The 22,827-nt window shown below is 34.8% G+C and carries 15 protein-coding genes; 14 read left to right on the forward strand and 1 reads right to left on the reverse strand.

The window, feature by feature from the left end; translation table 11 throughout:
• The first annotated feature begins 15 nt into the window (after positions 1-15).
• The 11 genes from NWE55_RS13735 to NWE55_RS13785 all read left to right on the forward strand — a co-directional run bounded on the left by NWE55_RS13735 (position 16) and on the right by NWE55_RS13785 (position 19,905).
• A complete protein-coding gene (locus NWE55_RS13735; protein ID WP_258204251.1) occupies positions 16-2,532 on the forward strand; it encodes a phage tail-like protein in 2,517 nt (838 codons plus the stop codon).
• Between the two features lie 20 nt (positions 2,533-2,552).
• Positions 2,553-5,009, forward strand: a complete 2,457-nt coding sequence (locus NWE55_RS13740) for a phage tail-like protein (RefSeq protein ID WP_258204252.1) — start codon at positions 2,553-2,555, stop codon at positions 5,007-5,009.
• A gap of 77 nt (positions 5,010-5,086) precedes the next feature.
• Positions 5,087-9,277, forward strand: coding sequence for a CLIPPER-2 domain-containing protein (locus NWE55_RS13745; RefSeq protein WP_258204253.1), 4,191 nt, complete (start codon positions 5,087-5,089; stop codon positions 9,275-9,277).
• Between the two features lies 1 nt (position 9,278).
• The gene (locus NWE55_RS13750) at positions 9,279-10,565 is read left to right on the forward strand and encodes a T9SS type B sorting domain-containing protein (RefSeq protein ID WP_258204254.1); all 1,287 of its coding nucleotides are present in this window, start codon (positions 9,279-9,281) and stop codon (positions 10,563-10,565) included.
• Between the two features lie 13 nt (positions 10,566-10,578).
• Complete coding sequence (locus NWE55_RS13755; RefSeq protein WP_160340152.1) at positions 10,579-11,523, forward strand: PorP/SprF family type IX secretion system membrane protein; 945 nt, start codon at positions 10,579-10,581, stop codon at positions 11,521-11,523.
• Between the two features lie 31 nt (positions 11,524-11,554).
• Positions 11,555-13,522 (forward strand): OmpA family protein, encoded by a 1,968-nt coding sequence (locus NWE55_RS13760; RefSeq protein ID WP_258204255.1) that lies wholly within the window; start codon positions 11,555-11,557, stop codon positions 13,520-13,522.
• Between the two features lie 760 nt (positions 13,523-14,282).
• On the forward strand, positions 14,283-15,314 hold the full coding sequence (locus NWE55_RS13765; protein WP_258204256.1) for a hypothetical protein: 1,032 nt from the start codon (positions 14,283-14,285) through the stop codon (positions 15,312-15,314).
• A gap of 25 nt (positions 15,315-15,339) precedes the next feature.
• Positions 15,340-15,861 carry a hypothetical protein gene (locus tag NWE55_RS13770; RefSeq protein ID WP_160340099.1) on the forward strand — a complete coding sequence of 174 codons (522 nt, stop codon included), beginning with the start codon at positions 15,340-15,342 and terminating at the stop codon, positions 15,859-15,861.
• Positions 15,858-18,245 (forward strand): TonB-dependent receptor, encoded by a 2,388-nt coding sequence (locus NWE55_RS13775; RefSeq protein ID WP_258204257.1) that lies wholly within the window; start codon positions 15,858-15,860, stop codon positions 18,243-18,245. The genes NWE55_RS13770 and NWE55_RS13775 overlap by 4 nt, the downstream gene beginning before the upstream one ends.
• Before the next feature lie 19 nt (positions 18,246-18,264).
• Positions 18,265-19,659 carry a DUF4374 domain-containing protein gene (locus NWE55_RS13780; protein ID WP_258204258.1) on the forward strand — a complete coding sequence of 465 codons (1,395 nt, stop codon included), beginning with the start codon at positions 18,265-18,267 and terminating at the stop codon, positions 19,657-19,659.
• 108 nt (positions 19,660-19,767) lie between these two features.
• Positions 19,768-19,905 carry a hypothetical protein gene (locus tag NWE55_RS13785; RefSeq protein ID WP_258204259.1) on the forward strand — a complete coding sequence of 46 codons (138 nt, stop codon included), beginning with the start codon at positions 19,768-19,770 and terminating at the stop codon, positions 19,903-19,905.
• A 190-nt stretch (positions 19,906-20,095) separates the two neighbouring features.
• On the opposite strand, the gene NWE55_RS13790 is transcribed toward NWE55_RS13785, so the two are convergent.
• A complete protein-coding gene (locus NWE55_RS13790) occupies positions 20,096-20,464 on the reverse strand; it encodes a hypothetical protein (RefSeq protein WP_258204260.1) in 369 nt (122 codons plus the stop codon).
• Between the two features lie 244 nt (positions 20,465-20,708).
• On the opposite strand from NWE55_RS13790, the gene NWE55_RS13795 reads away from it, so the two are divergent.
• The 3 genes from NWE55_RS13795 to NWE55_RS13805 all read left to right on the forward strand — a co-directional run bounded on the left by NWE55_RS13795 (position 20,709) and on the right by NWE55_RS13805 (position 22,783).
• Complete coding sequence (locus tag NWE55_RS13795; protein WP_258204261.1) at positions 20,709-21,197, forward strand: ecotin; 489 nt, start codon at positions 20,709-20,711, stop codon at positions 21,195-21,197.
• A 164-nt stretch (positions 21,198-21,361) separates the two neighbouring features.
• Positions 21,362-21,829: a copper resistance protein NlpE gene (locus NWE55_RS13800; protein ID WP_258204262.1), complete on the forward strand. Its 468-nt coding sequence runs from the start codon at positions 21,362-21,364 to the stop codon at positions 21,827-21,829.
• Between the two features lie 87 nt (positions 21,830-21,916).
• On the forward strand, positions 21,917-22,783 hold the full coding sequence (locus NWE55_RS13805) for an AraC family transcriptional regulator (RefSeq protein WP_155092648.1): 867 nt from the start codon (positions 21,917-21,919) through the stop codon (positions 22,781-22,783).
• Positions 22,784-22,827 lie beyond the last annotated feature (44 nt).

Consider the following 22,827-nt stretch of genomic DNA (forward strand, 5'->3'; position numbering starts at 1 on the left):
TAACAAGAATACATAATGAAAAAATTAATATTATCAGCTACAGTTGCTTTCACAGTTTTAGCAACTTCAAATATATACGCTCAGCAAGGATTCGGAACAAATACACCAGATAGATCATCTGCTGTAGATATCGTTTCGGGTAAACGTGGTTTATTGATTCCAAGACTAAATATAGAGGATTTAGATAAAGCATCACCAGTTATTAACCCTGCTAATGCCTTAATGGTATTTAATGAAGGAAATAAAGGAACGCCAGCTGGTTTTTACTACTGGGATGCCAATTTTGAACACACTGATAAAACTAAAGGTAGATGGGTGCGTTTCGTATCTTCTAACTCAGGAAGTGCTGTAACCGTTTCTCCAGGAACTAATGTACATATAGATAAAACTCCTAATGGGCACGATATTGACTATAAAGTGAGTGTTAAAGGAGGAACTGCTCCTAACCAAGTGTTAGTTACTAAAAAGAAGGGTGATACATTCGTAACAGAATGGGTTAATCCAGAGGAATTTATAATAGGTGTAAATGGTGTTACAGCAGAAAAAGTTGGAGATGAAGTACATGTAGGATTAGGTGGTGATTTATCAAAAGCTACTCAAATTAAGACTACAGATAAAAATACATTAGCTATCTCTGGTTTAGAAACTTTAGTAGGTAAAGATGCTACCGATGGAAATAAATTCGATGCTACTACACATAATATCGTAGTAATGGGAGATAATGGTATCTTAAAGAATGTATCTGCTAAGGATTTAATGGAAGATGCTATTGATAAGGGGGCTATAGATGGAAAAGCATTGACTTCTACAGGAAAATCTATTCAAATAGATGGTGCTGCAGCTGCTACAGCTCTTTTAAAAGATGTGAATATCGAAGTTAAAGGTGGAGAAAAAGCAGGTCAAGTATTAGTTACTAAAAAAGAAGGAGACAAATTCGTTACTGAATGGGTTGATGCTGATAAAGTAGGCGTAGAAGTAACTAATGGTATTCAAAAGATTACGGGTGCTGATGGAACTACTAAATTAGGATTAGGTGGTGCTTTAACAGAAGATAAAACTAGTATTACAACGACAGATAATAATGTTTTAGCTATAGAAGGATTAGCTCATGTTGATAAACCTGTAACTGATAATAACATTGTTATCGCAGATAAAGATGGCGTATTAAAACAAACTTCTGCTAAAAACTTAATTGAAGATGCTATTGACAAAGGTACAGATGGTACAGAGCCATTAAAAGCAAAAACATTAAAAGGAAAAGGAATTACGGTAACTGCTGGTGATGTAGTTGGAACAACTCTTGAAGTTGCTAACTCTTTATTGAAAGATGTGACTTTAGGTATTGCTGATAATGCGATTACAACTAATAAAATTAACGACGGTGCAGTAACACAAGATAAGTTATATGCAGGTAGTAAAGATGGTGATGGTAATGCTACTGTAGCAGCAGAAGGAACTGTACCTGTGGCAAATGCTGATGGAACTGTTACTTATAAAAATGTATCTACGGCATTAGGAGCTGATTTAACTACTGATGGTAAGATTGTTATCGGTGATAACCAATCTACAACTAATAAAGTAGAGAATGCTGTGTTAGTAGCTACTCAACTAAGTATTAAAGAAGGAAGTATTACATCTACAGAGATTCTTGATGGTACAATAGCAAATATTGACTTAGGCAATGGAGCTGTATCAGCAGATAAAATGACTTCTAATACTACAGCTAATGGAACAGCTACTCCTGCAGGAGAAGGACAGATTCCAGTTGCAGATGGTAAAGGTGGAGTTACTTATAAAGAAATCTCTGGTGAGACTCTTAAAGGTAAAGCATTAGAATCTAAATCAATTGTTGTAACTGGTGGAACACAAGCTTTGTTAGATGAGACAACAATAGAAATAAAAGGAGGTACTACTGCAGGTCAAGTATTAGTTACTAAAGAAGTTACAGATAGTGAAGGTAAAGTTACTTATGTAACAGAATGGATTGATGCTTCTGCTTTAGGTAACACAGTTACAGCGAGTAATGGTTTAACTAAAGCTGGTAATGATATTGAATTAGGTGGAACAGTTGATAAAAATACTGTTTTAGCAATTGATAATAGTAAAGGTGGTTCATTAGCTATTACTGGATTAGATTCTCCAGCTAAAGATAAAACAACAAAAGTAGTTGTAGTAGATGCAGATGGTAAATTAGCTACAATTGATAAAGGAGTAGGTAACGTTACAATTAATAAAGAAGGAGATGTTACTATTGGAGGAGATAATTCAGTAGTAAATAACTATCACCCTTCAATGGAAGAGATTGTTATCGAAGTGACTTTAGGAGCTACTGATACTAATCTTACTCTACCAGTTGTTAATGGTACTGAAGGACAAACTATCAGTATTAAGATTGTAAATGCTACAGAAGATCACAACGGTTATTTAAATATCAAATCAGGAAGCGATGTTTTAGCTTATGGAGCTATGCCATTCCAAGGATGGATTTTAAAGTCTAATGGATCTAAATGGATTGTTGTTGGACGTAACTAATAAAAAATAGAATACAAAAGATGAAAAAGACATACATAGGATTTGCCGGACTTAGTTTATTGCTTTTATTAGGAACTCAAACCGTTCAGGCTCAACAAGGATTCGGAACAGACAACCCACATAGATCAGCAGCAGTAGATATACAATCCTCAAAAAGAGGATTGTTGATACCACGTGTAGAGTTAGTTGAAACAACTAATCAAGCGCCTATCACTGCGCCTGAAACATCATTGATGGTATATAATATAGCTACATCTAAGGATGTTACACCAGGTTATTACTATTGGGACGGAGCTAAATGGGCTCGTTTTGCTAAACAATCTGAAATTACAGAGATTACTTTAAAAGGTGATGTAACAGGTAAAACAGGAGATACAAAAGTTGTGGCTATTCAAGGAACAAGTATTTCAAATGTTGCCCCAACTGCTAATCAGGTATTAACTTATGATGTAACAGAAGGAAAATGGAAAGCGGTAAGCTTAACAGAAAATAACCTGACAAGTTCAAAAGGAATTATAGGTACTGGAATTACTGTAGGAGGTACAGATAATGGAGAAGGATCAGTATTAAAAGAGGTAACTCTCTCGATTACACACGGTGAAGCTAATCAAGTGATGGTAACAAATGCTGATGGAAATGGAACTACTTGGGTAGATCAATCAACTTTAGTTCCTACTACAACTAACGAGTTAATATCTAATGGAAACATACTTACATCTAATGTTAATGGTGTTTCTGAAACAGCTAATATTGTAAATACAATCGAAAACACTTTTGATAAAGATAATAAGTTAGTTACTACAGTTAATGGTAAATCAGGAGATGGATTAGACTTAACACCAGCTATCCAATCAGGGCAAAAGACTACTTCTGTAGTGAATGGTTCTAATAAAGTTACTGTTGTAACTGATGGAGTTGGTACAAAAGATAATAATACAGAATACAAAGTTGATATAGTGGAAGCTAATATCAAATTAGAAAACTTAGGAGGTAAATTACCTGTTAATAAGTTAGTAAATGGTAATGATGGGCAGGTATTAATCACTAAAGATGGAGTTAGTACTTGGGTAGATCAATCAGATATAGTACCTACAACTACAAATACTTTAACTAAGAAAGATAGTAATGGTACTGTAGATGTAAATACTATTGTTTCTACAGTGAATGGAGAACCTGCTGAAGTTAAAGTAATTGATAATGTTACAAATACAGTTAAGGAAACTTCTATTGTTACTTCTGTTAATGGAGTGGAGTCAGGTTCAGTAGATTTAAAGGACGCTATCCAAGCAGGACAAAAAGTTACTACTGTCGTTAATGGAACAAATACAACAGTAAGTTCATCTGTTAATCCAGCAGGGAGTAATACGACAGAGTATCAAGTACATGTTTCTGATGCCGATATTCAAGCAGCACAGAAGTTAACTACTGTTTCTGAAGGAAATGGAGTGAAAGTAACACCTACTACAGCAACAGGAAGTACTACTACGGATTATAACGTAGCAATTAACACTGATGGAGGAAATGCAGGTGATGTATTAACAGTAGTTGATGGAGGAACATCAGGGGATACTAAAGTAGAATGGAAAAAACCTGAAGAATATAAAAATATTTATAACTCAAATGGTACTTTAACTGCTAATGAGCGTACTGTTAACTTTGGAGAACATACTGCTTTAAAATTCAAAAGAGATAGTCAAGTTTATGACTTTACTTTTGATGAAAATAGAATTGGATTAAATATGTGGGGTAAAGGAGATTCTTCTATAGGGTTACTTACAGGAGATGAGATTGATGGGGATGAATCAAAATTAAAGCTTTACCATGACAATAAATTATCGCAGATTAATGCGAATTCAGAGCAAGGATTAAGAATTGCAGCTGGATTTTATAAAGATATTACTTTAGGTACATTTTATTTTAAAGAAGGTGAGAGAAATGAAAGTTTTGATATTTATTTAACTGTAAAAGGTGATGGAGGTGTTCAAGTTAATAATATTAATAAACCTGAATTTGCTGGGAAATCAACTGATAAAGTTGTGGTAGCGGATGCTGATGGTGTGTTAAAAACTGTAGAACGTGCTAAAGTAGCTCCTCAGTTCTTCTATATGCCAGCAGTTATTTTTGATACAAAGTCAAAAGGAACTGGTTTAGTAAGAGATTTATATCAAGAATATGTAAATCAGTTTACAGGAGGAAAAGCAGGAGTAGAAAAAGCAGGAGTAGAAAAAGAAGGTTATCCTATTGCTCATGGTGCAGGTGGATATACGATGCCTTATACAGGAGGAATAGTGGGGAGTGATGGTGCTCCAGCAGATATAGCTGTGTTTGGTAGTGGAGAGCTTCATTACTATGTGACTTATTATGACACAAAAGTATTTGCTAATTTGAGTATAGATAAAGATGGTAAGCTTACTTATGATATCATTGGTAATGCGACACCTGCCTCTTATATGAATATCGTTTTTGTAATCAAATAACGAAAAAATAGTTAGGTATCTTTAGTTTAATATAGCTTAAGATACTTATTAAACTAAATTATAATTACAAATATAATATGATATATAAAATTATAAATAAGATAACAATCAAAGTAGTACTTACTCTAAGTTTAGTCTTAGGGGTAAGTACCACTATGTTGGCAGATGGTTCTAGAAATTTATATCCTAGTGGTGTTAAAGGACATCGTGCTATGTTATTAGGTAAAGGGTTTACTGCACCGGAGGCAATACCTTTTCCTAATGGTGGAGCGCATTATGTATATGCTAAAGAAGGAGAGATCATCACAATGGCATCTTCAGCACAAGGAACTAATTCCACAGATAAGAGGGGGAGGTATAATGATGAAAAAGGTGGAATTACTTTGTATAATCCTTTGGGGAGTAGAGTTGTTGATAATAATCAAATAGAAGGACAAATTCCAAGTCGTTCTGCTGAATTGGCCGGACCTAAATTGTCAACAAGTAGTCAAGGTGGATATACTCCTATTTATTATGAAGTTCCAAAAGGAGGAGAGGGGATTTATCGTGTAGAATTTACATCTCGAAGTACTAATGCATCTAGTGCTATAGTTAATGCTAATGGTAATTGGACTCAAGGTAATAATGCAGCTATTGCAGCATGGGATGTGTCAGTGATTAATAAGGGTAAAACAAAGTTTATTGAGGGACGTGTTTATACTACAAATCTGAACTTTACTAATGGGAATGATAATACTGTTGTGTATCAGAATGTTAATTTTAATGGACTTTTTTTTGTTCGTACCAATGATGGGTTTACATATAGAGTGACTCATAAGGGGTCTTCAGGTATTGTATGGGCATTTTTTGTTAATAATAATGGTTTCTATGACGCTAAAACAAAGAATTCTTTGTATAAAAGTATGAATAGTCAGGCTAGTCAGGTTATCAACAATATCCATAATCCTAATAATCCAGATAATGATAGTAATATTACCCATAAGATCTACTATACATTACCTGCAGATGATATGCCTGATAAGGCAAAAGTAGCTATTAATAGTACCTCTTATGGTTTAACTACATGGTTAAATCCTACAGTAATAGAGCCAGAAGTTTTTAATGTTAATGTTGTTGGTGCAGAAGGGACTCCTGGAGTTTTTGGACATAAGGGTGGTTATGTGGAATTTGAGGCTCCTGTGAGTGGACAGCAGTTTACAATAGAAATTATAAGTGATGGTTCTGTATTTCAAAGATTAGAAGGTAATACAAAAGAAGGTTTTAACAAAGTTTACTGGGATGGAATTGGTATAAATGGTACAAAATTAAAAGGTGTGGTACCCATAGATTTACATGTACAATTACAAGGAGCTGAAGTTCACTTTCCTTTCTTTGATATGGAATACAATAAAGGAGGAATTGTTATAGAACTTTTAGACTATAAAAACTTACAAGATGCACCTATTTCTGATTTAGTATTTTGGGATGATAGAGATATACCAGATGCAAGAAATGGATCAAATGTTTCGCCTAAAAATAATAGTCATTTAAAACCTGGAAATAGAGGAATTAGTAGCAATACTAATGGGCATAAATGGGGTGAAGGAGGTTCTGGAGCTAATAATACATTTGGTGATAAAAAATCAATGGATACTTGGACATTCAGAGTTGGAAATAAAAAAGAGGTTGAGACAGAGGTTGTTATAAAAGAGGCAGACCTTTATACAACATTAACTTATAAGGTAGGTGGAGTTGTAGGAAAAGGTAGTGGACATAAAGGTGATGCTGTAGAATTTATAGTAACAGCTGGTAATAATGGTCCTTCTGATATTATAGCAGATGCTAGTAAAGGAATTCATGGAGCTCCTTTTACATTTACAGTTCCTCCTGGGGTGGATGTAATTAACCCCAAAGGAGTAAAAGCAACTTTTAAATGTGCAAATGGAAATGTTAAAGAATCGGTAGCGCTTACTTATGATCCTTTAACGCGTACGTTTCGTTCAGAATTACAAATACCTAATGGATGTAAAGTTGAGTATAAAATCACAGGAGTGTTAAATGGTATGACAGGATCAATGATTGCTGAATCAACCATTATGAGACCTGCTGATGTTTCTGATCCAGATGCAACAAATGGAGACCCAAATGTGAAACCAACAAATCCACATTTTGAATGTTACAATAATGATTCAGGTAATTTACCTGGAGGAAGTGGATCAATAGGATGTAACAATATCAATGAAGTTGTCTTTATGGCACTTGGTGAGTGTGTAGATAAGATATTGTATTTTGAAGATTTTGATCGCGGATATTGGAATGTGAATTCTGGAAGAACGGATTGGACTCAACGAGCTTCTATTAGTATAGGAGCAAATGGAGAGATATTAAAAAATCAAGATGGTTCGATAAAAAGACAAGGTCCTAGAGGAGGAGCAACAGCATCTTATCTTTTTGCACCTGGTATTAATGATAGTCGTTATGCAAGTGCGAATAGAGATCCTCATAGTCAAACTATCTCCGTTGCACGTATTAAAAATGGATATTACTCTGTAAATCCTCCTGGGTATGTACAGATGGGAATCCCAACAACAGATTCTTGGCATGAAGGAATATGGGTAGAGAATGCACCAAGTAATGATCCAACTGAAGCAAATAGTAATTTCGACTGGACTCCAGCTTGGGATAATGCTAAAGCGATAAGAGATATGTCGGGAGCGGTAAATGGTTCAGCATTCTTAGTAAGAGGAGCTGCTTCAGCTGCGCAAAGTATTAAACCATTTTATGAGTTTGAATTAGCAGAAAAAATAGAGAAAGACAAAGTTTATACTTTAGATATCTATTCTTATGTGACTTACCATGATAAAGATTATATGATCATGGATGTGTTAGATAAAGAAACAGGTCATATCTACGCATCAGTTCCATTAAAGTATGGAGGTGTTGGATTGCCAGAAGGAGCTAAACCAGAAGGGTTTAGTTTAGGATGGGTGCCACTAACTGCTAGTTTTACATTTGCTGATGCTGAATGTGTAGATGTTTTAGGTAAAGATGTGAAAATTGCTATTAGAGGTAGTCAAGATAGAGCTTTAGAAACAGGAAAAGGTTTTGGACATACTCTGATAGATAATATCACATTCTCTAAGCGTATTGAAGATTCAAGTTGTGGAATCCATGTCTCTAATATTACTTGTGCAGATGAGTGCTATCAAGATATCGTAGGTAAAGGATTTGGATGGGGGCATTATGCAGGAGAGTTAGACGGAAAGAAAGTAATTGAGGAAAGCTTTACACAACCAGGTACTGATGGTGGTTATATTTTGGATATTTATGAGTTAGATAATTCATTTAATATGATTATAAACGATGTACCATTACATACAGAAGAACTTGAGTTCCAAAGAGCAGGAGGGCTAGTGCAAAATGTACGTTTCAAAGCAGGTGGTATTTGGGAAGATGGTACGATTAAAGATATTTGGAAATTTCATGAAAAGGGAACATTCGATTTAGAGGATCGATTTAATAATCCTGTACCTACAATTCGTGTAGTAATTGATAAGTGGGGAAATGTGAAGTTATATGGAAAACGTACAGAAGAAAGTCCTTTAGAAGAATTAGAGGTTTTTGATAAAACAACTAAAGAAGTTGTTCAATTATCATCTATAGCATGGAATACTGATTCTTCTGATTCTTCAGCGAATAAAATTAGAGTAACTCAAAATGTGGTCAATGTTACTAGAATGTATGGTTTTGGTTATGGTCAACAGCAAAAAGAGTGTGAAACTTGTACTATAGAGAAAGATGGAGTGTTTATAGATGAGAGTAAAGATGGATATGCACAAGTAGGAGAAACAATCTTATATACTTTCGATGTGAAAAATGCAGGTGATATGGATATAGAGGACATTGAGATAATTGACCCATTGTTTGGATTCACCATTAAGCTGGATGAACATACTCATCAACCATTACAAGAGGGAGTGACTTTCTCAGGTGATAATAACAATAATGGTATTTTAAATAGAAATGAGACTTGGAGGTTCACTGTATCTTATACAGTAACTGAAACTGATATTATCCAAACTAAAGGGGTATATAATAGAGCAACAGTAAAAGGAGTTGGTAAATTGCCTAAATCAGAACGTAATGTTGAGGAACTTTCAACAGATCCTACACCATATAAAGAAGGTGACGAGGGATGGGATGCTACCTTGCCTAATCATACTTACGTTCCTTTGAAGGCTGATGGATTATTGATTACCAATCCAATGATTTATCAAAAAATAAGATAGTATGAAAAAGATATTTAAAATTGTTGCTTGTACTTCTATGGCTTTGCCTTCTGTGGCAAATGCTCAAGTGCAAGATGATAAAAATAAAAAGTTGATAAATGAAGGGGTGATTTATGTAGCTGAAGGAGGTGTACTATCGACAACTTATGACTTTGATAATACCGATAAGGGTTATACCTCTAACGATGGTAGCGTGTACTTTTATAGTAATTTTAATAACGATAATCTTTATACTCATAGCGATTTAACAACAAAGTCAAAAGCTGTTTTTACTCGTTATGAAGGGGCTAAAGGTAAACAAATCATCTCAGGAAGCAAGCCATCAGATTTCTATCACATTGTTTTAAATAACCCTGAGAAACAGGTCGCTTTTGATTTAAAGAATGAAGCGAATGTTTACGGCTCAGTGGATTTTCAAGACGGGATAGTAAAAGTTGACTCCTTGCAAGGTATGCTTACTTTTCACCAAGGTGCTCAGGCGTTACAACCAAGTGATAAAAGTCACGCAGAGGGATTTGTAGAGAAGATCGGAAACGAAGAGTTTCAGTATCCAAAAGGAGACAAAGGCATGTACCGCTATGCGCGTATAAGTGCTCCAGAGGGAGAGAAGGATTCTTACCAAGGAAAATACAATACAGAGGATCACAACTTTTTCCGCGTTCGCTCTAACACCTCAGGGGTGATAAACTTGTTGAATAAGAATGAGTATTGGACGGTTGAAAGAGCTAAGGACAACTTAAAGGGAGATGTAATGCTAACGCTAAGTTGGGATGAGCGCACAACTCCGAAAGAATTACTTGTCAATCCCCAAGAAGAACTGCACATTGTTCGCTGGGATAGCAAGCAGCAAATCTGGGTTGACGAAGGTGGAGTGGTTGATTTAGACAAGAAGGAAATCACTACCCCGACAAGTGTGAAAGGCTATGGTTTCTTTACTCTTGCTACGGTTAAAACAGATTGGTTATTAGACGGAGATGTGGTTATCTACAACCTTGTTTCTCCAAACGGAGATGGTAAGAATGATTACTTTATCATTGACAATATCGAGCGTTTTCCAAACAATACGGTTGAGATTTTCAACCGTTGGGGAGTACGCGTTTACGAAACGAGTAATTACAACTCACGAGGCAATGTGTTTAATGGTTACTCAGATGGCCGGGTGACAGTGGACAAAAGTGAGTTGTTACCAACGGGAACATATTACTACATTGTCACTTATGAGTACAAGGATAAGTTTGGTTCTCGCATGATCAAAAAATCGGGATACCTACACTTAGAGACCAATTAATTAGTTAGATTACATGAATTTACATAAAACAATACAAGCAGTGGGAATCGGCCTAATGACATTAGGCTGCGTTTCTACGGCCAATGCACAACAAGACCCACAGTACACGCAGTACATGTACAATACAGGAGCTATAAATCCGGCTTATGTTGGATCTAAATCAAATTTATCCATCTTTGGTCTTTACCGCACGCAGTGGGTAGGAATGGAAGGAGCACCAAAGACAGCGCATGTATCGGTGTCTACGCCACTTGGTGAGTCAGGTCTTGGTCTTGGAGTAAACTTTGTCAACGACCGATTAGGAGCGATGGATGAGAATAATATCTCTGTGGATCTATCTTATACAATTGACCTTAGTTATGACTATAAATTGGCCTTTGGATTAAAGGGAACGGCTAATTTATTGAGTGTAGACTATCAGAAGCTTCGCATTTTTGATCCATCAGACGGGGTGTCTCAAGAGAATATCAACAACAAGTTTAATCCCAACATAGGAGCAGGGGTATACGTGTACTCCGACAAAGCTTATTTTGGATTGTCTGTTCCCAAGTTTTTACAAGTGGATAGATACAACGACAACTACGATAGTCAAGAGGTCGTGACTATGCGCGAGAAGATGCATTTTTACCTTATGGGGGGATATGTGTTTGACTTGTCTGATAACTTGAAGTTCAAACCCGCTTTCTTGGCCAAGGCAATACAAGGGGCACCTTTACAAGTAGACGTATCGGCAAACTTTTTAATAGCAGAGAAGTTCACCCTAGGAGCGGCTTACCGTTGGGATGCAGCCCTTAGCGCCTTGGCGGGATTCCAAGTAAACGACAATTTATTTGTGGGTTATAGCTACGATGCAGAGACAACCGCTTTGCGTCACTACAACTCAGGATCACACGAGATTGTGCTTCGCTTTGATATTTTTAGCAGAACAGGACGCATCAATGCCCCTCGTTTCTTCTAAGAGTTAACGGTCAATCTAACACAAGACACAGATGATAAAAAAGATAAAAAAGATAAGCTTTTTAGTGTGTTTGATGCTCTTTGGAAGTATGAGTATTCACGCACAACAAGTAAAGCAAAAGAAAGCCGATAAGGAGTTTGAAAAATTAGCTTATATCGATGCAATCAAAGTTTATGAGACCATAGCAGATAAAGGCTATGTGAATCAGTCCATTTTGCAAAAGTTAGGGGATTCGTATTACTTTAACGCAAAACTGGTAGAGGCCAACAAGTGGTATACTCAGCTTTTCGAATCCGAGTATGAGGATAAAGACTTATCTGCATTGGGCTCGGAGTACTACTACCGCTATGCGCAGAGTTTGCGCGCGGTTGAAAACTACGACAAGGCTGACCAGGTAATGCAGGAGTTCTCTAAAATGGAAGTGGATGATGCTAGATCGCAACTCTACTCAGCCAACAAAGCCTATAGAGAACGCATAGCTGAGATGCCAGAGCGATACCAGTTGAAAAACTTGGATATAAACTCGGAGTATTCCGATTATGGAGCGGCGCTTTTAGACAACAAACTTGTGTTTACATCCGCTAGAGAAACTCAAGATACAAGAGAGAGTAAAAGACATCAATGGACAAACGAGAGCTATACCAGCTTATATGCAAGTGAGATTAATCCCGATGGTAGCTTCTCGGAGCCAGTGAAGTTATCCAAAGTGTTGGACTCAAAGGTAAACGACGCTACAGCGGTGTTTACTCAAGATGGAAAGACGATGTACTTTACGCGCAACAATTCAAAGAAAAGCGGAAAGAAAAAGAGAAATAAACAAGACGATACGCTATTGAAGATTTACAAAGCGAGTCTAAACGATCAGGGAGAGTGGGATAATGTAGTGGAGTTGCCTTTCAACTCGGATGACTTTAACACCGCTCACCCAGCACTTACTCCAGATGAGAAGTGGTTGTACTTCTCCTCGGATAGAGAAGGTACAAAAGGCGCTTCGGATATCTTTCGAGTGAGTATCTCAAGTCAAGCAGAGTATGGAGAGGTTCAAAACATAGGAGAAGGAGTAAATACTCCAGGTAGAGAGACCTTTCCGTTTATATCTTCGGACAACCTTCTTTTCTTTAGCTCGGATGGACATCCAGGCCTTGGGGGATTAGATGTGTTTGTAGCTAGAATCTACTCCGATGGAACTGTATCAGAGGTAACCAATCTTGGTATGCCGATAAACAGTAGTTTAGACGACTTTGGCTTTTACCTAAACACAAACTCTGGTAAGGGATTTGTGAGCTCGAATCGCCAAGGAGGCAAGGGGTCCGATGATATTTACTTTGTCAGCGAGAAAGCTTGTCAACAGCAAATAGAGGGAACAGTCTATGATATTAAAACAGAAAAGGTACTCTCTAATGCAATGGTTATAATCTCCGATGCCATGTATCAACAAGTAGATACGCTATATACAGATGAGAAGGGATACTATCTCTCAGAGCTTAAGTCGTGTGGTAAGAAATACCGCCTTCAAGCCTCAAAACAAGAGTATAGTACAGTGGAGCTTGTTTTAAACGCAGACCGCACCTTTGGCAAGCGAACAGTTAATGTAGGTCTTGACAAGGCAACAGAAGAAGTAACGGTTAATGATGACTTGTTTAAGAAGTTGAAATTACAGCCAATTTACTTTGACTTTGACAAGTCAAATATTCGCCCAGATGCAGCTATAGAGCTAATGAAGGTGGTAGAGGTAATGAAACTGTATCCAAATATGAAAGTAGATGTTCGTTCTCATACAGATAGTAGAGGAAACGATAACTACAATATGAGCTTGTCGGATCGCCGAGCAAAATCAACTGTGAAGTGGATGATCGAGCAAGGAATCGACAAGAGTAGATTAACTGGCAAAGGATATGGAGAGAGTCAGTTGATAAATAAATGTAGCAACGGAGTACCGTGCTCGATTGAGGAACACCAACTCAATAGAAGAAGTGAATTTATTGTAATAGAATTATAATAGAAACAAGTGTGCTGTGCACAAACAACAAAACAATTTTTTTTTCGACCATCCTGCTGTAGGATACAAAACTAACAGCACTTAGCCTTGAAAAGCCTTCCCATTTGGGAGGGCTTTTCTTATATAATGTTTCTAGTTGTATGAGTGTAATTATTATCTGTTTTGCAGAAGTATTACATTGACTGATGATACTAGTTTGTTGTTATGAATTTTATCAAGTGAATTCGCTTTATATCTTTAAAAAGTAAAGAGAGGTTTATATTTAAGTTATTGTATATATATTTTAGGAGCTATTTAATGTAACTTACTTAATATTAAATAAAATTACTGCATAAAATAATTTTGGCATGATTAATGTAGAAGAGGACATGCAACAAAAACAAAACAATAGATTAACTATAGCGTAAACAAATGACTTTACAAGTAGTTAGAAACTATACAAAAGTGCTTTGCACAAACAACAAACCCAAATTCTCTTAAACTCATAAAGGCTATCTGTTTACAGATAGCCTTTATTTTTTTACTCACTTAAGAATATGTTTATTTTATTTAGACTAATTATATTTTTAAATTATTGTTAAACTATAATCATTAGAAAAAGAATAAGTCGTTTTTTATCTAAAATTTACTGCTAAATTACTTGTTATTAAAGCTTTTTTATAGAATAAAATATACTGAAGTAAAGTGTCATTGTAATTATATTGTTTTTATTAAATCTAAATTAAGCTTATTTTAGCAAAAAATTTATACTTAAAACACAATGAAAAAAACACTTTTAATTTTAAGCTTATTTACTTTATCTTTTATTGGAACAGCTTGTTCTAGTGACGATAACTCTTCAAAAGATACAGAGCAGGTAGTTAAACCAGACCCCGGTAAACAGGAGAATCTCCTTGTTGGAACATGGCAAATTAAAACTATTCACTTCACAAAATTTGTCGAAGAAGGTATACCAGCAAGTGATGCTTGTATGATAGAAGGTCTTACAGGTTATGAGTTTAAGAAAGATAAGACATTTGTATTTTTAGCAGGTGAGAACAGTGCATTTGACCCTTCTGCTAAAAAATACTGGGAATGGTCAGCAAACGAGAATAGTTTTGAAATTAAGCAATTAAATATCGCAATGCCTCCCTATAACTTTGGGTTAACGACATTGAATTTAAAAGTGGAGAAAAGTGGAGATACTCATACCATGAGCTTTAAAGCTGAGCTGGCAAATGGTTCTCAAGCTGATTTTGTCTTAGAGAAAACAAAGGTAGATCCGAGTATCGCTTCAAAAATAACACTACCAAATGGAGATGTGTTTTCATGTGGGTTGTTTAGCGATCCAGTTATTAAAAAGTCTGATCTATTAAATTCAACATGGATATTAGAGAAAGGACAAGAAGTATTCAAACAAACTTTTGACACAAGTATTGAGGTTACTCAATCAGATAGAGCAAAATCTGTTTTAGTGTACTCGTTCTTACAAGCAGATAAGAGTTTATTCAAGTACACTTTTCCAATGGGAGTAATTTCTGCAAAAGAAGATACTTGGACTTGGGATGATAAACAAAAATCCTTTAAAACAGCTTATCATACAGAGAATAGCTTTGCAAAAAGTGATATGCGATTCACTGTACTTGTAAAGAAGATTTCGGATTCAAAACTTGAGTTTACTTTCACAGACGACAAGGGTACAAATCTAAAGAGAACCTTTGTTAAGTATGATACATTTATCTCTACAACTGATCAGCTTGACGGTATCAATGAAGTTTTAAATGAGATAGTAGCTGCAGGAGAGAAGAAATAACAATATATAAGTTAGGGAAGAGAATATGAATATATTCAAACAATGGGTAATGGCATTGATGCTGATTGTATCAGTGCCATTTTTTAAAGCAAGTGCAAGTGAAGTAATTAGTAATAATATACTACAAGGCCAGTGGAGAGTAAGTAAAGTAAACTTTCATAGTTCTCCTGCCGATAAACAGAATAAGTTTACAAGTTATCATATGCAACAGGGTATTGTTCGCTATGATTTTAAAGCCAATAATGAGTTTAGCTTTGTTGTTCCCAATAAGAAGAACAATAGACCGGAGGATGGAAGATACTGGCTCTGGAATAAAGAAGGACATGATGGTTTCTCTATCAATCAAATCTCGTTAAATAGTCCCCCATTTAACTTTGGTTTGACAGCTAAGATAACACAGGTGGATTCTTATAATACTTATAGCGTAATTACCTTAGAGGTCGTGTTTCATGCCGATCAGCAAACCGCTACTATGACACTAACAAACTTAAATGATGTTAATTGGGATAATCCGCCAGTGATTTATGTAAATAATATAGCATTATGAAATGGCGGTTTATTCTTCTTCTTATCCTTTTTCCTTGCTTAGGCTTCTCTCAAGTATTTGATAAACTTCAAGGACAGGTTGTAGATGGGTTAAATCAAACGGTAGCTAATGCAACTCTATATCTGTTAGAGGCTGATAGACAAGAAAAAACAGATGCTCAAGGCAGGTTTTCTTTTGATGCTGTAATTAAGGGAAATTATACATTATTGGTAGAAGTTAGTAGCCCATTACAAGAAGCAATAGTTTACCTGAGTAAAGATTCCGATTGGAACAATGTGTCGATAAAGGTCAAGCCAAAGGATCGTTTATTAGATAATATTACAATTCAAGCAAAGAGCAAAAGCGAAAGATTACAGCATGCTGCAATTAAATCTGATATTGTACAGGTACAAACAAGTGCCATTAAATCTGCTTCTATAGAGGAGCTTATCAGTAGTACTCCAGGAGTAAAGGTTAGAAGCATAGGAGGGCTTGGGGCAAATAGCAATATAATAGTGGGCGGATTTACAGGTAATGCCGTTCGTTTTTTAGTAGATGACATTCCTATGGATTATCTCGGGAGTAGCTATGGTATAAACAAAGTTCCAACCAATATGTTGGAGCGAGTAGAAGTGTATAAAGGGGTACTGCCCTCCAAAATTGGAATAGATGCTTTAGGCAGCGCTATAAACCTTGTTACTTTAGAAAAAAAAGAAACTGCAGCCACACTTTCCTATGAGACAGGATCTTATAACACGCATATAGGTTCTGTTAATGCAAGTGTTTTATTGTCACCGAATTGGAGTTTGGGAACCAATAGTTTTTACAATTATTCCGACAATAATTTTAAAGTAAATAACTTGCCTTATCTAGAGGAGAAAACAGGTAATACAACCTATATTAAAGCAAAGCTATTTCACAATTCCTTTGAACAAGCAAACATGCAGTTTTACCTTCAAGGAAATGACCTTTCTTGGGCCGATAAAATCTCATTTAGTGTTCATTCTTATGAGTTGTCAAAAGATATTCAAAATGATGCTTATTCCAGAGCAAGAGCTTTTGGTAAGGCTTATAGGAAAGAAAAAGGGCGCTTTATACCAAGTTTAACTTATAAAAAGGCATTCTTAAATCATCGTTTGCAATGGAGCCAGTTTCTAGTTTATAGTAAGATAGATTATGAGCTATTTGACAAGGCAAAGAACGTTTATTACGATTGGAAAGGTAATGTACATCAAACGGTATCTTCCTCTGAGATGGGAAATTTGGTCATCAAAGATGGGTATCTAAAAAATACTCAAAGCCAGCTTACCACAAGAGGTAATTTAAGTTATTTATTAAGTGATTATGTGTTGATTGAAAACAATACAGTCTTTAGTCACTATAATACAAAATCTACCTTAGATGAGCTTAATTCAAGTGGTACAAACTATCAAAAGTTAGTGAGCAGTTTTGCCATTGACTTTACTTTATTTGAGAGTCGCGTTTTTTTAAATACACAAGTCAAATTCTTGCATGGACACTTAAAGGCTAAATACAATGTTAGTGATAATCCCCATGAGCTGTTGGTTAAAGAAAAGACTGTGAGTAAAACGGGAATGAGTTTCTCTCAAGCTGTAAAGTATCAAATAGATAAGCAAAATTACATTCGTTTTTCTTACGAGAATACTTATAGGTTACCTGATAAGGAAGAATTCTTTGGTGATAATAATTTTGTTATTTCTAATTATGATTTGAATCCAGAGAAGAGTTATAACCTAAACTTGGGTTATACTTTCACAAATAAAAAGTTAGCTGCTCAAGTGAATACTTATTATCGAAAGACTACAGATTTAATTCGATTAAAAGATATTAATCAATATCAAGCTGTCTTTCTAAATTTAGATAAAGTAAAGGGATTCGGTGTAGAGGTGGATGTAAACTACAAGCCTATTAAGCACTTGGCTTTCTCGGCAAATTTAACTTGGAATGACTTTCGTTTAGAATCAAGTAAAGACAATTTGTTAAATACCCAACACTATAAAAAAGCCAGGATAGCTAATATGCCTTTTTACTATACAAACCTTAGTGTATCGTATAATTTTAAAGACGTCTTATTAATTGATAGCGACTTGAGTTTATATTGGAACTACTCCTATGTACATCAGTACTATTTGGATTTTATAGAAAAGCAATTTGAACCTAATGGCTTTTTGGGCTTGTGGGGAGATTCTAAGATTAATACGAGTCGAATTATACCTGTGCAACATTTAAACAATCTTGGTATTGTTTATCAAAAGCATATTGGTAGACATCAAGTAGCTGTAGCGGCAGAGGTAAAGAACTTATTTAACCATGAGATTTACAATGAATTTAAGATGCAAAATCCTGGTCGTAACTATAGAGTGAAATTGACTTATAGTTTTTAAATATTTATATAAAAGCGATATGATACAATTTGTAAAAGGTCAAAAAACAATTGAAGTAGTGAAAAAGACAATAGAATTTTGTGCGAGTTTTACTCGGTATATAATGGTGGTTCTCTTTGTTGGGTTATTCAGTTCGTGTACAATTAATAACCTCAAGGAAGAAAGTAGCGATGCTAAGTTGAATTACGATAGCTTTAACTATGTCTTGGCTACTGAAGATGCATCAACTCCTGATATTACAAGATTCTTTTCTTTTACCTTATCTGAGATAGACAATAAACGAAATTATGACCTGATTAAGGACAATAGTATATTTACCAATTCAGACCCTTCGACATCTTCTGGCCATGTGTTTTACAAGGATTATATCTTTAGTATGGCTAAGGATAAAAAAGGATATTCTTCAACACCTGGGCTTTATAAACTCAAACTAAATAGTAGTAACCGCTTGTATATAGACAAAGAGATTAGTATTAACAAAGACAATTTATTTCCCTCGCGTAAGTTGTGTGTAGTGGATCAAAATACTGGTTTTTTCTACAATGAAGGTATTGCACCTCAGACTATTCAGCGATTTAACCCAACAAGTATGCTACTTGAAGGTAAAATTGATCTAAAGCCATTTATACAAAAGTTTAGACCAGAGGCTAAATGGGTAGATGAATCTGGGAATAACCTTGTTCGCACAGGTTCATTAGTTTTGGATCACAAACAAGGAAAGCTCTTTATTAGTGTGGTGTTCTTAGAAAAGGCAAGTTTTAACTTAATTAGCGAGAAGGAGAACAGCTTCTACCTAGCTGTGGTTGATATAGCTACAATGCGATTTGAAAAGTTTATTGCTTATGACAAGGCCAAAACAGTTAGCTTCTTTGTGTCAGAGAATCAGTCAACAACTAAAGACCAGCAGGGTAACTTATATTTTGCCTCTTGGGGGTGGAATCAGTTTTATTCCCATTTTCCTTCTCAAGTCTTTAGGATTAAAGAGTCAGAAACAGACTTTGACAAGGAATTTATAGTGGATATAGAAAAGCATTTTGGAACGCAGCATATCGTACAGTCAATTCTTTCCTATAACAACAAGCTTTATTTACATATCTCTCAAGGAGTTTATCGCTTTGATTCAAGCGAGGATAGTGCAACCAAGTTTAGCTTGCAAATGGGGTATTATGAGGTAGATCCCAAATCGCCAGATCAATTCAAAAAACTGGATATTCCTTTGTCAAACCCTTCTTCGCGAATGAATGTATTTACAGTGGTAGATGATAAATTATTTGTCTGCGTACCTAATTCAGACCCCTTAAAGTTCAATGGGGTGTATTGTGTAGATAGAAATGGACAGGTTAAGAAGGTCTTGCAAATTGCCAATAAGTATAAGCCAACAAGATTTTATAAGTTAGATCCTCATGGTCAGTAAATAACAGAATAATATATCTTAAGTTAATTATTAATTCAATCCTGAAAAGGCAGTAGGTGGTAGATTTTACTCCTGCTGCTTTTTTTATGGCTAAAAATATTACTCAAAATGGCTTTCAATAGCCGCGTCTTGGTTGAATTCTTTCACGTTTTAGCGGGGTTAATTGTTGTTTTAGTCGTGTTTTTATCCCATTGGGTAGATAATTTAAAGGGGATGGAACAACAAGAAGCTATCTTTGTAGTGTAAGTAAAACACCCATTAAAAATTACAAAACAGGTTTTTAGAGTTCAAGTGATTTTGTTTTGTAAAAGTACTGTAGTAATCAACAGTTCGTACTAGGTTTATATTAAGTATTAAAGGTTTGTTTATTGTGAGCAGATTACTACAAAAAAAAGCTTGTAATCCCTATTTATAGGAGATTATGAGCTTTTTCATTTTAATATCTATTCTTTGAAGTAACCCAAAAGAATAAGCCTATACTCATTGTAATAATAGAGGAGAAAGTTTCCCAATTTTTGTTCTCAGCCTCGAAGATAAATTTATCGTTATTAGAGTCTTTATACACCTTAACATTTTGACTTTGTTTAAGGTCGCTTGTAACTGTTTTAGGTAGTTGTTTACTGTATATTTTATCTTGAAATTTAAAGTGGATATTATGCTTGTCTTGATAATTTGATTCCTGCAGAATTTCCACCATAGTACTTTGACCAAAAAGAGCAATTCTCTTTTCGTCTGTATTGTATAAAAGCATGATAATGGATAAGCAAAAGATAATAATGCCTGCTATTTTTAGTTTGTTTTTCATAATAAATCCAAAATCGTTGTTTGATTTGTATACAAATATATATAAAAAGTAATTACTTTAACATAATTAAGATTAAAATAGTTTTTTATTGTTAATTCGTTGACTAATATTTTTGAAACTGATAAAAAATGTCAGTTTTAAGTATGTGTTATAAAGTCATAAAAAGTATTAAATTTTTGTAGGCTTGTAAAAAAAGGTCTACTTTCATAATGTATTATAAATACATAAATAAAATATTAAACGTATGAAAAAGATTTTATCAATTTTGATGTTGTTTGCAATAACAACCACAGGAGTTATGGCGCAGACAGTTAACAGGTTAGATCCTTCTATTTTTCCATCTCCAGAGAAAGGATATAAACAGGTATTAATAGAGGTACCTTTTTCTAAAAATGACAATGATAAGAAGATTGAGTTTTCCGTTGGCAAGGTAATGGAAGTAGATGGTTGTAATAATTTTGGATTAGTTGGAACTTTAAAAGAAAAGAATTTAGAGGGATGGGGATATACTTATTATTCTTTTGAATCTAAAGGTGATGTATTTTCAACTATGATGGGATGTCCGGATGCTCCTAAAAGGAATATATTTGTTAGTGGTAAATCAGAACTTGTAAGATATAACGGTAGATTACCTATTGTAGTTTATATACCTGAGGATATGGAAGTGCGTTTTAAAGTGTACAAAACCGATGGAGAAGAGTATTTTGCTAACGAAGTAAAAACCAAGAAATAATTACAAATTGCCAAATTTATAAAACGAAAAAGGAAGATAGTTAGCTATTTTCCTTTTTTTGTGTATTATTAGTAAAAATTAAAAAGTATTAAAATATTCTAAATCAAATTTTGTGACTTGTTTTATATAATTAGTATATTTACTCCATAAAATTAAACACGATTATGAAAAAAAGAAATTTAGTAGCTATGGCTACTTTAGCATTAGCTATCAGTTTTGTAAGTTGTAAGAATGACAAAAAAACAGAAGCAGAAACTCCAGCAGTAGAGCAAAGTACTGAAACTAAAAAAGAAGTAGTAGATGAACATACATCTCAAAATTCATTAGATTGGAGTGGAACTTACCAAGGTGTAGTACCATGTGCTGACTGTCCTGGAATTGATACTACTATTGTATTAAATGAGGATGGAACTTTCACAAGAGTATTAGTTTACCAAGACAAAGCAGATGGTAAATTTGAAGACAAAGGAACTTTTGCATGGGATGCTGCCGGATCGGTTATCACTTTAAAAGTTGAAGATAAGGAAGAGACTAAGTATCAAGTAAGAGAAGGTGCTCTTGCTCAATTAGACCAAGAAGGAAAAGCTATTGAAGGAGAACTTGCTGAGAAGTATCTTTTAGCTAAAAAATAAGATATTATTTACAAATAAATAATTAAAAACCCTTAAGTTAGTTCTTAAGGGTTTTTTTGTATAATGTCATAGATATATCGTTGTAATATGAAACAAAAAATTGAGACACTCACAGCCTCTAAGATGCTTGGAGAAGATACTTGGGATATTACCTTGTTTAAGCATACCGAGAGAGGCAGAAACGATTTAATTGCTCCACATAAACACGACTTCTATTTATTGTTGTTTGTCGAATCTGGTAGTGGTATTCACGATATTGACTTTAACACCCATAGGGTAGAGGATTTTCAAATCCACTTTCTTCGACCAGATCAGGTTCACTATTGGAATATGAGTGAGAAAACCAAAGGCTTCCAACTTTTGTTTTCAAAGATTATGCTCAACAGTTTTCAGCTTTTGAGTCCACTTCCTTTTTTTTATGTGGGTATGCCTTGTGTATTAAACTTAAACCAAAAGCAGTACAAGGATTTGAAGGTTAAGTTACTTGCTTTGGAAAAGCAACTTAAACTGACTAATCGATTAGATCGTGAGATAGCATTACTTGAATTTCACACCCTACTAAAGCATATACATAAATTATATCAAGAGGCTTTTGAATTAACAAGTCTTGGTAAGGTAGATAACAAGATATTGGAATTCGAAGCCTTACTCGAGCAATATTATTCATGCCAGAGTCAAGTGTCTTTTTATGCTGATAAGCTTAAAATCACCTCTAATTATTTGAATATAAAATGTAAGAAAATACTTGGTGTAACAGCAAGTGAGCTGATACAAAACCGCATAATACTCGAGGCTAAGCGCCTTTTAACAACTACCAATGCTTCGATTAAGGAAATTGCCTTTAATTTGTCTTTTAACGATACCCCTTACTTTAATAACTTTTTTAGAAAGCACACTCAACTAACTCCAGGTGAGTTTCGCAAAAGTTATAATATTTACAATAAACCAAAGTAAATTCACAATTTGTATTTTCCTTAGCCTTGTATCTTTGTCAGAGA

Origin of the sequence: Myroides albus (assembly GCF_024722315.1) — a bacterium.
GTDB classification, from domain to species: domain Bacteria; phylum Bacteroidota; class Bacteroidia; order Flavobacteriales; family Flavobacteriaceae; genus Flavobacterium; species Flavobacterium album_A.